This window comes from Flavobacterium sp. I-STPP5a, assembly GCF_009764685.1.
GTDB lineage: Bacteria > Bacteroidota > Bacteroidia > Flavobacteriales > Flavobacteriaceae > Flavobacterium.
The window spans coordinates 196,833-211,245 of the sequence record NZ_VHLM01000077.1 but is presented as its reverse complement, the minus strand read 5'-3'; the positions used below and the strand labels follow the sequence as shown (position 1 = coordinate 211,245).

Annotated in this window: 11 protein-coding genes; 9 read left to right on the top strand and 2 right to left on the bottom strand. The window is 33.4% G+C overall.

Going from position 1 to position 14,413, the window contains the following annotated elements:
* Positions 1–27 precede the first annotated feature (27 nt).
* The 3 genes from FJV36_RS14965 (at position 28) to accD (ending at position 4,644) form a co-directional block, all read left to right on the top strand.
* A complete protein-coding gene (locus tag FJV36_RS14965; protein ID WP_158981241.1) occupies positions 28–2,595 on the top strand; it encodes a BamA/TamA family outer membrane protein in 2,568 nt (855 codons plus the stop codon).
* 59 nt (positions 2,596–2,654) lie between these two features.
* Positions 2,655–3,722, top strand: a complete 1,068-nt coding sequence (fbaA, locus tag FJV36_RS14960; protein WP_158728490.1) for a class II fructose-bisphosphate aldolase — start codon at positions 2,655–2,657, stop codon at positions 3,720–3,722.
* 67 nt (positions 3,723–3,789) lie between these two features.
* The gene (gene accD, locus FJV36_RS14955) at positions 3,790–4,644 is read left to right on the top strand and encodes an acetyl-CoA carboxylase, carboxyltransferase subunit beta (protein WP_086454725.1); all 855 of its coding nucleotides are present in this window, start codon (positions 3,790–3,792) and stop codon (positions 4,642–4,644) included.
* 134 nt (positions 4,645–4,778) lie between these two features.
* Here accD and FJV36_RS14950 read toward each other — a convergent pair whose 3' ends face one another.
* On the bottom strand, positions 4,779–6,029 hold the full coding sequence (locus FJV36_RS14950; protein ID WP_158728489.1) for an ABC transporter permease: 1,251 nt from the start codon (positions 6,027–6,029) through the stop codon (positions 4,779–4,781).
* Positions 6,030–6,224: 195 nt separating this feature from the next.
* Between FJV36_RS14950 and purH the strand changes: the two genes are divergently transcribed.
* From purH to rodA, 6 genes are all read left to right on the top strand, one after another.
* Positions 6,225–7,751 carry a bifunctional phosphoribosylaminoimidazolecarboxamide formyltransferase/IMP cyclohydrolase gene (gene purH / locus FJV36_RS14945; RefSeq protein WP_158728488.1) on the top strand — a complete coding sequence of 509 codons (1,527 nt, stop codon included), beginning with the start codon at positions 6,225–6,227 and terminating at the stop codon, positions 7,749–7,751.
* Between the two features lie 53 nt (positions 7,752–7,804).
* Positions 7,805–8,833 carry a rod shape-determining protein gene (locus FJV36_RS14940; protein ID WP_086454445.1) on the top strand — a complete coding sequence of 343 codons (1,029 nt, stop codon included), beginning with the start codon at positions 7,805–7,807 and terminating at the stop codon, positions 8,831–8,833.
* A 102-nt stretch (positions 8,834–8,935) separates the two neighbouring features.
* A complete protein-coding gene (mreC, locus tag FJV36_RS14935; RefSeq protein WP_158728487.1) occupies positions 8,936–9,760 on the top strand; it encodes a rod shape-determining protein MreC in 825 nt (274 codons plus the stop codon).
* Entirely contained in the window at positions 9,753–10,259 is a 507-nt protein-coding gene (locus FJV36_RS14930; protein ID WP_158728486.1) for a rod shape-determining protein MreD, read from the top strand. Before mreC ends, FJV36_RS14930 begins: the two co-directional genes overlap by 8 nt.
* The gene (mrdA, locus tag FJV36_RS14925; protein WP_158728485.1) at positions 10,256–12,241 is read left to right on the top strand and encodes a penicillin-binding protein 2; all 1,986 of its coding nucleotides are present in this window, start codon (positions 10,256–10,258) and stop codon (positions 12,239–12,241) included. Before FJV36_RS14930 ends, mrdA begins: the two co-directional genes overlap by 4 nt.
* Entirely contained in the window at positions 12,216–13,451 is a 1,236-nt protein-coding gene (gene rodA, locus FJV36_RS14920; RefSeq protein WP_158728484.1) for a rod shape-determining protein RodA, read from the top strand. Before mrdA ends, rodA begins: the two co-directional genes overlap by 26 nt.
* 59 nt (positions 13,452–13,510) lie before the next feature.
* Here the strand turns inward: rodA and FJV36_RS14915 are convergent, their stop codons facing one another.
* Complete coding sequence (locus tag FJV36_RS14915; RefSeq protein ID WP_158728483.1) at positions 13,511–14,353, bottom strand: DNA/RNA non-specific endonuclease; 843 nt, start codon at positions 14,351–14,353, stop codon at positions 13,511–13,513.
* Positions 14,354–14,413: the final 60 nt, after the last annotated feature.

The window sequence follows — 14,413 nt, the reverse complement described above, 5'->3', positions numbered from 1 at the left end:
ACTTTTGAATTAAATATGTTATACCTCTTGAAAAAAACTTCTACAAAAATAACTGCATTTATTCTAATTGCAATATTAATTTGTGCCTGTAACGCTGTAAAAAGAGTTCCAGATGGAAAATTACTGCTTACAAAGAATGAAATAACAGTAAATGATAAAAATGTTTCTGATGAAACTATTTTCAATCAATTGTACCAAACACCAAACAGCACCTTCCTAGGTTACCGATTAAGACTTAATTTATACTCTATTGCAAATTTAAATCCTGATTCAACTTATCAAGCAAAATTTACCAATAATCCCAAAAAGTACAGCCGGAAATCAAAATGGCTTTCTGCAAAACAAGTTGACCGATTGGGGAAATCTTTTTGGTATCATGGCATTCATGATTTTTTAAAAACAACAGGAGAGGCTCCTGTTATTTTAGATAAAGAAAAAGCGGACAAATCTTTATTCAGGTTGAAATATTATTTTTTCAATAACGGTTTTTTCAATGTAAATGCATCTTATAGTATTGACACAGTTGACACAAAAAAAGGAAAGATTAAGTACAGTATCACCCCAGGTGCAGAATATACTCTGGATACTATAAAAATAACAATATTAACTCCTGCCCTAGATTCTCTATTTACATCTATAAAAAGTGCAAGCTACATTAAAAGCGGCAATTCATACAAGACAGTAGATTTTGAAAATGAAAAAAACAGAATCACAACTCATTTTAGAAACAATGGTGCCTATTATTTTCAGCCAAATTATATCACATTTGATATAGACACCATAAAAAAAGTGAATAAAGCAAACATCAATTTATTGGTTGCAAATTATTCATACCAACTGAATGACAGTACAAAAACAGAACCGTTCAAAATATATAAAATTAGTGATGTAAAAATATTTTCGGATTATAGCCCCAATCTGAATTCATTTAAAATCAAAGATAGCATTACCTATAATGGCTTCACAATTTACAGCCAAAACAAACTAAAGTACAACCCAAAAGCCATAACCAATGCCCTTTTCATTACAAAAGGAGGTTTTTACGCAGATAGCAAAACCGTCCTAACAACACGCTATTTAAACAATCTAAAAATTTTTAATTATCCCTCTATACAATATGAAATTGACAAGAGAGATACTACTTCACATTCTCTCATTGCAAAAGTATTTTTGACCCCTAGAAAAAAATACAGTTTTGGAACTACCCTTGATGTAACACATTCTAACATTCAAGATTTCGGTATTGGAGTTAGTATTTCTGAGACCGTACGTAATGTGTTTAATGGTGCCGAAACGTTAGAATTAGCAGTACGAGGCAATATTGGATCTTCTCGAGATTTGGCTAATCCGAACAATAATTTTTTCAATGTATCCGAATATGGTTTAGATTTAAAACTAAATATCCCAAGGATATTTATGCCTTTCAAAACCGAAAAAATCATCCCAAAAAGCATGATTCCCTCAACGCTGATTACAGTAGGTTTTGCAAAACAACAAAACATTGGCTTAGACAAAGAAAATTTCACCAGTACACTATCCTATAATTGGACTCCGCAAAAAAATAATACAGCTCGATTTGATCTACTAAACACTCAATTTGTACGAAATTTAAACCCTCAAAATTATTTCAACGTTTACAAATCATCCTATAATGCTTTAAATAATATTAGTAAAGAATATAACTCCAATACTACTTATTACGACAACCCTACATCAAGAAATCTTAGTATTGAAAGAGGAACGTCGGCATTTACAAACGATGTATTGAGTAACAGTGCTGCGTTTTTAAAACCAATAGTTTCCACTGCTTTTCAAACTGTAAAAAGCATTGAAGAAAGAAGACGAAGATTAACCGAAAATGACTTTATACTAGCAACAAATTTCACTTTTTCTAAAACAACCAAGAAAGACATTACAGACAACACCTTTTATTTATTTAAAACAAAAATTGAATCTGCAGGTACATTATTATCTGCATTTGCATCCTCAACAAAACAAAAAAGAAATTCTAATGGAAACTATGAGATTTTCAATTTAGAATATTCAGAATACATTAAAACTGAATTTGACTATATCAAACACTGGGAAGTTACAAAAGACAAAGTATTTGCATTTCGATCATTTTTTGGAATTGCAATTCCCTTTGGCAACTCTAATAATATTCCGTTTTCACGAAGTTATTTTTCAGGAGGATCAAATGATAATAGAGCATGGCAACCCTATGCACTAGGACCAGGAAGTAGTGGCGCAGTAAATGATTTCAATGAAGCGAATATGAAAATTGCCATAAGCGGTGAATTTCGATTTAAAGTTCTTGGCGATTTAAAAGGAGCATTATTTGCAGATGCCGGAAACATCTGGAATGTATTGGATAATGTTGAGGATAAGAAATCTACATTTACCAGCTACCGAGATTTTAAGGACATCGCTTTAGGGTCAGGTTTTGGACTCAGATACGACTTGAGTTTTTTTGTAATCCGTTTTGATTTGGGTTTTAAAACTTATAATCCAGCCAATGAAATAAATAAAAGATGGTTCAAAGAGTACAACTTTACCAACTCTGTTTTAAATTTTGGTATAAATTATCCTTTCTAATACTATTTAATTCCTATTTTTGCAGAACTAAAACTAAAAAAAAACTTAAATTTAACACTATGGCTCACAACATAAAACCAGGGGTAGCAACAGGAGATCAGGTTCAAGAAATCTTTAATTATGCTAAAGAAAAAGGATTTGCACTACCTGCCGTAAACGTAACTGGTTCAAACACAATAAATGGCGTTCTTGAAACAGCAGCAAAACTCAATGCACCAGTTATCATTCAATTTTCTAATGGTGGAGCACTGTTTAATGCTGGAAAAGGATTATCTAATGCAGAAGAAAAAGCAGCAATAGCTGGAGGTATTGCAGGAGCTTTACACATTCATACACTTGCAGAAGCTTATGGCGCAACTGTAATTTTACACACAGATCATTGTGCAAAGAAATTACTACCTTGGATTGATGGTTTATTAGACGCATCCGAAGCACATTTTGCTAAAACAGGAAAACCTCTATATTCATCGCACATGATTGATTTATCTGAGGAACCAATTGAAGAAAACATCGAAATTTGCAAAGGCTATTTAGAGCGAATGAGCAAAATGGGTATGACTCTTGAAATTGAACTAGGTATTACAGGTGGCGAAGAAGACGGTGTAGACAACTCTGATGTAGACAGCTCAAAATTATACACTCAACCTGAAGAGGTAGCTTATGCTTACGAGGAACTTTCTAAGATAAGTCCTCGTTTTACAATTGCAGCCGCTTTTGGAAATGTACACGGAGTATACAAACCAGGAAATGTAAAATTAACTCCAAAAATCTTAAAGAATTCTCAAGATTTTGTTCAAAATAAATTTAACACAGGTCACAACCCTGTTGATTTTGTTTTTCACGGTGGATCAGGATCTACACTGGAAGAAATCAGAGAGGGAATAAGCTATGGCGTTATCAAAATGAATATAGACACTGATTTACAATTTGCATTTACAGAGGGTATTCGTGATTATATGATTAAAAATATCGATTATCTAAAAACACAAATTGGTAATCCAGAAGCAGCTGACGCTCCAAATAAAAAACATTACGACCCAAGAAAATGGATGCGTGAAAGCGAAATCACTTTCAATACAAGATTGGAGCAAGCATTTGCTGACTTGAACAACGTGAATACATTATAATAAAAAGTTTAAAGTTTCAGGTTTAAGGTTTCAAAACTTTAAACCTGAAACAACAAAAACAATAAATATGGCTTGGTTTAAAAGAAAAGAAAAAGGGATTACAACTGCTACCGAAGACAAAATGGACATTCCGAAAGGACTTTGGTACAAATCACCTACAGGAAAAATTATTGATGCCGATGAACTTGCTCGCAATTTATTTGTAAGCCCAGAAGATGGTTTCCATGTAAGAATAGGTAGCGCTGAGTATTTTCAAATTTTGTTTGACAACAATGAATTTGTTGAGTTAGACAAAAACATGACTTCAAAAGATCCCCTTCATTTTGTGGATACAAAAAAGTACGCCGATCGATTGAAAGATGTCATGGACAAAACCAAACTTAAAGATGCCGTACGAACAGGTGTAGGGAAATCTAAAGGTAAAGATTTAGTAATTTGCTGTATGGATTTTGCTTTTATTGGTGGATCTATGGGAGCTGTTGTAGGCGAAAAAATTGCCAGAGGAATAGATCACGCTATCAAAAACAAAATGCCGTTTTTGATGATTTCAAAATCAGGTGGAGCCAGAATGATGGAAGCTGCTTATTCTTTAATGCAATTAGCAAAAACATCCGTAAAACTAGCCCAACTAGCTGAAGCTAAGTTGCCTTATATTTCTTTATGTACCGATCCTACTACGGGCGGAACTACAGCCTCATACGCTATGCTAGGTGACATTAACATCGCTGAGCCAGGTGCATTGATAGGTTTTGCAGGCCCAAGAGTAGTACGAGACACCACTGGGAAAGATTTGCCAGAAGGTTTTCAAACTGCTGAATTTCTTCTTGAGCACGGTTTCTTAGATTTTATTACTCCAAGAAAAGAATTGAAAGACAAAATTAACTTGTATATAGATTTAATTCAAAACAATCCTGTACGATAAATTGACATTCAAAGCATAGTATAAGCAGAATGAAATTCAATTCTTTTTGCTTCATTAAAATTAAAAAAGCAGCTTCTCTTAATTGGGAAGCTGCTTTTTTTTTGAATAAACAATTAAAATTTACAAAAAATCTTTTACATACCTGTTCTAATAGCTTCAACAGGATCTAATTTAGAAGCCGAAATAGCAGGTAAAATTCCTGAAATTACCCCAACAATAATCGATAATCCAGAACCTATTAGAATATTCCAAAAACTTAAGACAAACTCAAATTCCAATACATTTGTCAATAAAATAGACAACAACCACACAATAATTAATCCGATAGTTCCTCCGATTACGCATAGAATAATAGCTTCAAACAAAAATTGAAAAAGTATAAATCTGTTTTTGGCACCTAATGATTTTTGAATCCCAATTAAATTAGTACGCTCTTTAACAGAAACAAACATAATGTTAGCCACACCAAATCCACCTACTAAAAACGAGAAAACACTAATCAGTATGCCTCCACCGCGCATTGCACCAATGATTCCGTCTAGTAAATCTGTAAATCCAGAAAGCACATTGATGAAAAAGTTATCCATTTCATCCACTTTCATACCTCTAAAATTTCTAAGTTTCTGAGCAAGCTCAGCTTTAAAAGCATCCATATCAATCCCACTATCAGGCTTAACTAGGATAACAGGTGTCATAGCACTATTATTATCACCATACATTTGTCTTAAAAAATTAACTGGAATAAAAACAGAAGTGTCATTACTATCACCAAACATTCCTTCACCTTGCTTTTTTAAAGTACCAATAACAGTAAAACGTTGGCCGTACAAACGCAGGTTTTTACCAATAGCTTCGCTTTCGCCAAAAAGGCTTTGAGCAATATCAAATCCTAAAACAATTACGGGAGCACCAGAATTAGATTCGGATTCATTGTAAAACCTACCTTTATCAAATTCAAGACCCTGTATATCAATAAACTCATGAGAAACAGGGACAATATTCACATCACTTACAGACTCTGACTCGTATTTTAAACTTTCTCGATTTACAAAAAATTGAAATGCCATTTGGTCTACGTCATTCATAGAGCCTTTCAAATATTCGTACTCGTCATATTTAACATCGGGAAATTGCTCTCGTTTCCATTGCGGAATTTCGGAAGGACCAAAAGAAAAACGCATCAAATAAATCGTATTTTTATCTAAACTACTTAAATCTTTCTTTATTTTTTTATCCAAAGAATCTACCGCAGCTAGAATTGCAATGATTGAGAAAATTCCAATGGTAACACCCAATAGCGAAAGTAAGGTTCTTAACTTATTGTTGCGCAAGGCACTCATAGCAAATCCAAAACTTTCTCGTAACAACCTAAGGTAAACTAACATATAATGTGTATTGTGTTAAGTAAAAATCTATAAATATTAATCAAAAACCTAATAAATTCGAAAAAGGTTAAAAACCATTCTTGCTGTAAAACCTATCAAAAAAAAGAGATGTATAAATTAAAATTATCTCAATTTTAAATGGCTTAATTTTAACATTAAAAAACTATTTTTGCAGCTCATAACTATAACTACACAATGAGCACAACAAAAACAATTCAATCAGCATTAATCTCTGTATTTTCAAAAGAAGGATTAGAGCCAATCGTTAGACAACTAAACAGTCAAAATGTTACAATTTATTCTACTGGTGGAACAGAAGATTTTATAAAAAATCTTGGAATATCAGTAATTCCTGTAGAAGATGTAACTTCTTACCCATCTATATTAGGAGGAAGAGTTAAAACATTACACCCAAAAGTTTTCGGTGGGATACTAAACCGTCAAGATAATGAAAGTGATGTGCAACAAATGAAAGAATTTGACATCCCCCAAATAGATCTAGTAATAGTTGACTTATACCCATTTGAAAAAACAGTTGCTTCAGGAGCCAGTGAAGCTGATATCATTGAAAAAATAGATATTGGCGGCATATCGTTAATTCGCGCAGCAGCTAAAAATTTTAAAGATACCGTTATTGTTTCGTCTATGGAACAATATAGTTTATTTTTAGAGACCATCACTAAACAAAACGGCGCTACAACATTAGAAGATCGTAAATTATTTGCTACCAAAGCATTTCACGTATCTTCACATTATGATGGAGCAATTTTCAATTATTTCAATACAGATGAAACCATTTACAAGGAAAGTATTGCAGATGGTCAAGTTTTAAGATACGGAGAAAACCCACACCAAAAAGGATATTTCTTTGGTGATTTTGATGCGATGTTCAAAAAAGTTCATGGAAAAGAACTTTCTTATAACAATTTACTAGATGTTGATGCAGCTGTAAATTTGATACATGAATTTAAAACTGATGGTCCAACTTTTGCTATTTTAAAACACAATAACGCCTGTGGACTAGCCAGCAGACCTACAATTCATGAAGCGTATGTTGCCGCATTAGCGTGCGATCCTACATCAGCTTTTGGAGGTGTTTTAATTTCAAATACTAAAATAGATGTAGCAACCGCTCAAGAAATCAATTCTTTGTTTTGTGAAGTAGTAATTGCTCCTACTTACGATGATGAAGCTCTTACCATACTACAAGAAAAGAAAAACAGAATTATTTTAATCCAAAACGAATTAGATTTGCCACAAAAACAAGTACGCACGTGTTTAAATGGATTATTAATTCAAGAAAGAAACAACATCACAGATACTAAAGAGGACCTAAAAACCGTTACCAATACAGCGCCTACTGAGCAAGAAATTAAAGATTTAATTTTCGCTTCTAAAATTTGCAAAAACACCAAATCTAATACAATTGTATTTGCAAAAAACGGTACACTTATTGCTTCGGGTACAGGACAAACCTCTCGTGTTGATGCTTTAATGCAAGCTGTTGAAAAAGCTAAAAATTTCGGATTTGATTTACAAGGTGCATCCATGGCTAGCGATGCCTTCTTTCCGTTTCCGGATTGTGTAGCATTAGCAAAAGAAGCAGGAATCACAGCCGTTATTCAACCAGGAGGATCTATAAAAGATGAATTGAGCATCAATTATTGCAACGAAAATAATCTTGCAATGGTATTTACAGGAACACGTCATTTTAAACATTAATTTGTTTAACTTTGTCTGGCATTTTTAAATAACTTTTAACCCTTAAAAAACTTATGGGATTTTTTGATTTCATGACCGAGGATATTGCGATAGACCTTGGTACCGCAAACACTTTAATCATACATAATGATAAAGTAGTAATTGATAGCCCTTCGATAGTAGCACGCGATAGAATTTCTGGAAAAATCATTGCTGTTGGTAAAGAGGCCAATATGATGCAAGGTAAAACGCATGAAAACATTAAGACAATAAGACCTTTGAAAGATGGTGTAATTGCTGATTTTGATGCTTCAGAGAAAATGATCAGTATGTTTATAAAAAGCATACCTGCATTAAAAAAACGAATGTTTACACCAGCGCTCCGCATGGTAGTATGTATCCCGTCTGGAATTACAGAGGTGGAAATGCGTGCTGTAAAAGAATCTTGTGAGCGTGTAAATGGTAAAGAAGTATACTTGATTCACGAACCAATGGCAGCAGCGATAGGTATTGGTATTGATATCATGCAACCAAAAGGAAACATGATTGTTGATATAGGAGGTGGTACTACTGAAATTGCCGTTATTGCACTTGGCGGCATTGTATGTGACAAATCCGTAAAAATTGCTGGTGATGTCTTTACAAATGATATTGTATACTACATGCGTACGCAACACAATTTATTTGTGGGAGAAAGCACAGCCGAAAAAATAAAAATCCAAATAGGAGCAGCCATAGAAGATCTTGAGACACCTCCAGAGGATATGTCTGTTCAAGGAAGAGATTTATTAACTGGTAAACCAAAACAAGTAGAAGTGTCTTATAGAGAAATTGCAAAAGCATTAGACAAATCTATTCAAAGGATTGAGGATGCAGTAATGGAAACTTTGTCTCAAACACCGCCAGAATTAGCTGCTGATATCTACAATACAGGTATTTATCTTGCAGGTGGTGGATCAATGCTACGAGGTCTTGACAAAAGAATTTCTCAAAAAACAGACTTACCGGTTTATATAGCAGAAGATCCTTTGAGAGCTGTTGTAAGAGGTACTGGTATGGCCTTGAAAAACATAGTTAAATTTAAAAGTATACTTATTAAATAATTAAAACACTTAAAACTAAATCCTAGTTAGGTTTACCAATTTAATTTATAATTAGGATTTAGTTTTTGTTTCAATTTACTTTAAAATAATTCATTTAAGAAAATGCAGCAAATTTTTAATTTTATTTTTAAAAACAGCAACCGATTGCTGTTTTTGCTGCTTTTGGGTATATCACTTTCCTTGACCATTCAATCTCACTCGTTTCATAGAAGTAAAATAATAAGTTCTGCTAATTTTTTGAGTGGTGGCGTTTATGAAAAGATAAACAATGTCAATGAATATTTGAATTTAAAAGCGCAAAATGACGCATTAGCACAAGAAAACGCAACCCTTAAAAGCTTACTCTTTAACAAAAAAGATACCGCTAGCGTAAAATTAATGGACAGTTTGAAAGGCGTAAAACCTAGCGATATCTTGGTTTCTAAAGTTATTCACAACTCCTATAGTGTATATGAAAACTACCTAACATTAAACTCCGGGGAACTAGACGGAGTAAAACCTGATATGGGTGTGATCAACAGCTTGGGGATTGTAGGAATTGTAGAAAACACATCAAGAAATTATGCGACCGTAATTTCTATCCTGAATAAAAGATCGCAAATTAACGCTAAGATTAAGAAGTCAAATCACTTTGGTTCTCTAAACTGGAACGGAAAAAGCACTGGATTTGTTCAATTGACTGATTTACCTCGACTAGCAATGATAAAAATCGGCGATACCATTGTGACAGGTGGTCAATCTGTGATTTTTCCAGAAAACATTAACATTGGAACTATTTCAAAAATTTATAGAGATACTCAAACAAATTTTTATACGCTTGACGTAAAATTATTTAATGACATGACTAATTTGGGTCATGTATACATTATTAAAAGCAAGGACAAAGAAGAGATTACTAATTTAGAAAAAAAAGAAAAAGATGAATAGCACGATGTTTGTCAACACATTTCGATTTATTCTACTATTAGCATTACAAATAATCGTATTCAACAATATGAACTTACTAGGCTATATAAGTCCGTTTCCTTATGTATTGTTTATCATTTTGTATCCTGTAAATGGAAACAAATCTGCCTTGCTGGCATCTAGTTTTTTACTAGGTATCATCTTGGATCTTTTTAGTAATTCTGGAGGAACGCATGCCACAGCATGTATTTTGTTAGCTTACTTACGCCCTACTCTTTTTAAATTTGCATTTGGTTTGAGTTATGAATACCAAACCATAAAATTAAATGAGGTACTAACCCCACAGCGTTTTTCTTTTATTTTATTATCGGTGGTAATACATCATTTTACCTTGTTTTTATTAGAAGCATTTCAATTGAGTTTTATCTTAGACACAATGCTTACAGTCTTACTAAGTACTTCCTTTACAATAATTATTTGCATCATTATTATCTATTTAATCAAGCCTAATAAAAGATGAGAAAAGCACTTTTGCCCGGCTTAATAATCATTGCTACGCTATTATTGGTTGTAAGGATTTTTTATTTACAAGTGGTTGATGAAACCTTAAAATTAGAATCAGAGAATAACGCTATTAAAAAGAAGTACGAGTATCCTGAACGAGGTTATATTTATGATCGAAACGGAAAATTACTTGTAGCTAACCAAGCGTCTTATGACATAATGGTCATCCCAAGAGAAGTTAAGGACACTGACACACTGGAGTTTTGTCAATTACTAAATATAACAAAAGAGGATTTCATAAAAAAGATAGCAAAAGCAACTGTTTACAGCCCAAGATTACCTTCTGTTTTCTTACCACAATTAAACAAAACTGAGTTTGCTGCTTTTCAAGAAAAGATTCGTAAATACGAAGGTTTTTATTTTCAAAAACGTTCCTTAAGAGATTACGAGGTAAATTTTGGAGCAAATATTTTTGGATTTATAACACAAGTAAATGAAAAACTAATTGAAAAAAACCCCTACTACAATAGCGGAGATTTAATTGGAAAACAAGGTGTAGAAGAAAGCTATGAGGTTTTATTACGTGGTATTAAAGGCGTAAAATATCTTCAGAAAGACAAACATAATCGTGAAATAGGATCCTACAAAGCAGGCAAATATGACACCATAGCCGTTCAAGGCCAAGACATCAACCTAACCATTGACGCCGAAATCCAAAAATACGGAGAAGAGCTAATGATTAATAAAAGAGGTGGAATTGTTGCCATTGAACCTAAATCTGGTGAAATCTTAGCACTTGTAACAGCTCCATCTTATGACCCTGGAATTCTAGTAGGCAGACAACGTTCTAAGAATTACACCAAATTATACCGAGACTCTATTGCTAAACCATTGTACGATCGTGGTTTACTCGCTGAATACCCACCTGGTTCGCCATTCAAAATTTTAACAGGTCTTGTTGCTTTACAAGAAGGCGTAATCGACTACAATACAACCGTCTTTTGCAATCGAGGTTTTAGCTATGCTAGAGGTAGATTTATGGGATGCCACTGTCATGGAGGCGCACTTCAATTGCATAGAGGAATTTTTGAGTCTTGCAACTCTTATTTTGCAACTGCGTATATGAAAACCATAAATAAATATGCTAAACCAGCCTATGCAGTTGACGTTTGGAGCAATCACCTTAAAAGTTTTGGTTTAGGCCAATTTATGGGGTATGACTTACCTACAGGAAAACGAGGATTAGTACCAACCTCAAAAACATACAAACGAATGTACCCTAATGGTGGCTGGAGAAGCACCGCAATTGTATCCAATGCAATTGGTCAAGGAGAAGTTCTTATGACCCCAATTCAACTAGCAAATATGATGGCAACAGTAGCTAATGAAGGATATTATTACACGCCTCACATCATAAAAAAAATAGAAGGAGTAAAAATTGAAAGCAAATTCACTACTAAACACACTACTACAATTGATAAGAAGTTTTTCAAACCCATCATAAGCGGTTTATTTGATGTTTATAACCTAGGTACCGCTAGAGGACTTCGAGTGGAAGGAATTGAAATATGCGGAAAAACAGGTACCGCGGAAAACTCCACTAGAATTGGCGGTGTTCGAGTAAAAATGGAAGATCATTCTATATTTGTAGCATTTGCTCCAATGAACAACCCTAAAATTGCCATAGCAGTAATGGTTGAAAATGGCGGATATGGCGCTACAATTGCAGGACCGATTGCAAGTTTAATGATTGAAAAATACCTAAGACATAAAATCACCCGTGTCGACCTTGAAAAAAGAATTCTAGCAACCAGTTTACAAGGCCGTTATGCCAAGCTAGGCGGACTTTCGGAAGCCGTTAAACTGCAATTAAAAATAGCAGATTCATTACAAAAATTAAAGTTAGGGACACCTAAAAAAGTTCCCTTGACTACTGATACCATTAAAGAAAAAAAACTAGCTTCTCAATCTAATGAAAAACCAAAGTATAACAAATAATATTGACTGGATCAGCATCATTATTTATACGGTGCTAGTGCTATTAGGTTGGTTGAATATATATTCCTCCTCATTATCGTCTATGCAAGACACTTATGAGAAACAATTGATATTCATTCTATTTACAATACCCCTAATCTTTATTGTTGTATCTGTTGATGGTAAGTTTTACGAAAAGTATGCTAGTATCATATTTGTAGTTGCACTGATATCATTACTAGGTTTATTTTTATTTGGAAAAACCATAGCTGGCCAAAGATGCTGGTACGCAATAGGCAGCTTCACACTACAACCTTCTGAATTTACAAAAGCAGCAACCTCACTTGCATTAGCAAAGTTTTTAAGTGATTCTCAAATCAATTTAAAAGATCCAAATAGACAAATTCAAGCACTAGCTATAATACTTTTACCTGTACTTCTTATACTTCCGCAACCAGATCCTGGCAGCGCTTTAATATATAGTATTTTTATCATTGTTTTATACAGAGAAGGTTTACCTTCCTGGTATGTTTGGACAGGCTTCATAACCATTTTATTATTTGTACTTACATTAATAATTGAGCCTATTTACGTTGTTTTGGCAGCTTTACTTGTTATTGTTTTAGTTCATTATAAATCAAGATTAGCAGATAGAAATGTAGTCTTAAGCGGTATCTTGTTTGCACTAATTTCCGGATTTGTATTTTCTGTTGATTATATTTTCAATAATGTTTTTAAACAGCATCACAGGGACCGTTTTAATATTTTATTGGGTAAAGCAGTAGATTTAAAAGGATCGGGCTACAACACTAATCAATCAGAAATAGCAATAGGTTCTGGTGGTTGGCTGGGAAAAGGTTTTCTAGAAGGCACACAAACAAAAGGTGGCTTTGTACCAGAACAACATACCGATTATATTTTCACAACAGTTGGCGAAGAATGGGGGTTTGCAGGATCACTAGTAGTAATAGCGCTATTTGCAGGATTATTTCTTAGAATTATATATTTAGCCGAAAGGCAAAAAACCAAGTTTAGTAGAGTTTATGGGTACTGTGTAGCGGCTATTTTGTTTACGCACTTCTTTGTAAATATCGCCATGGTATCTGGAATATTCCCAACAATTGGTGTACCATTACCTTTTTTCTCCTACGGAGGATCAGGTTTATGGGGCTTTACAATTCTACTGTTTATTTTCATCAAAATGGATGCTAATAAAGTAAATGAATGGTAATTGTTGCTTAAGTTTTCAAAACTTTTAGCCTAATTCTTGTTGAATGTGTGGTTGTAAATTTATTTAAAACTCCAATCTTTATAATCTTTGTTAGCTTCTAATTGGTTTTCTAAACGATCTTCTAACTGAGGAAAGAAATTAATTCCCGTGAGTTTTTCTATTGTATCTACAGATACTACAAATTTATATAAAGGTTGATCACTTGGTTGATTAGGCATTAAAAAACCAATCATTTTCAATCTATTTCCTGAGCGATTCATCAATATTTTATAAAAATATTGAGGTACAGCTACGTTTTCTTTACCAATAGTATTTAAGGAATTATTCAAAACACCTCCTGTTACTACGTACACACCATTATCTTTCACAGCCCAATACCTAACTTTTTGCTCCAATCTATTCCATATACCACCATTAAATTGCTTGTCCTGCGGAGAAATATTCGAGGTGAAAAAAGTATCGTTGTACGCTGACATAGAAAATTCCATGTCGCCTGCTGGACAAAGGTGTCCTTTATCATAATTAGAATTCTTATAATTTCTCCAATCAGCAGATCCAGTTTCGACTTTGGTGTCTTCAATAAAAAAAGGGCGTTTAAAGTTATTGTTCTTTATGTAATCCTTCTTTAATTCATAAGCAACCCACTCTGCTTGTTCGTAAGTTTCATTATATGAAAGAGAATAATAATTGTGCTTTACAATTGTATTTGTGGTCGATATTGGTAACAAATCATTTGTAGCGAAATGAAATTCTCTTTTGTATTCGCCCTTAAGTTTACTCCCATTTGCATATTCACTATTCTCATTAGCGATTGGTGCAAAGCCTTTTTGAGTATTTGACACCTCCTGTTTACAAGAATAAAGTGTCGTAACTATTATAATACACCCTATTACTTTTTTCATTCGATTAAAACTCATATCACTTCGATAATGTTAAAAAAAACTAATAATAATAAAGATAAG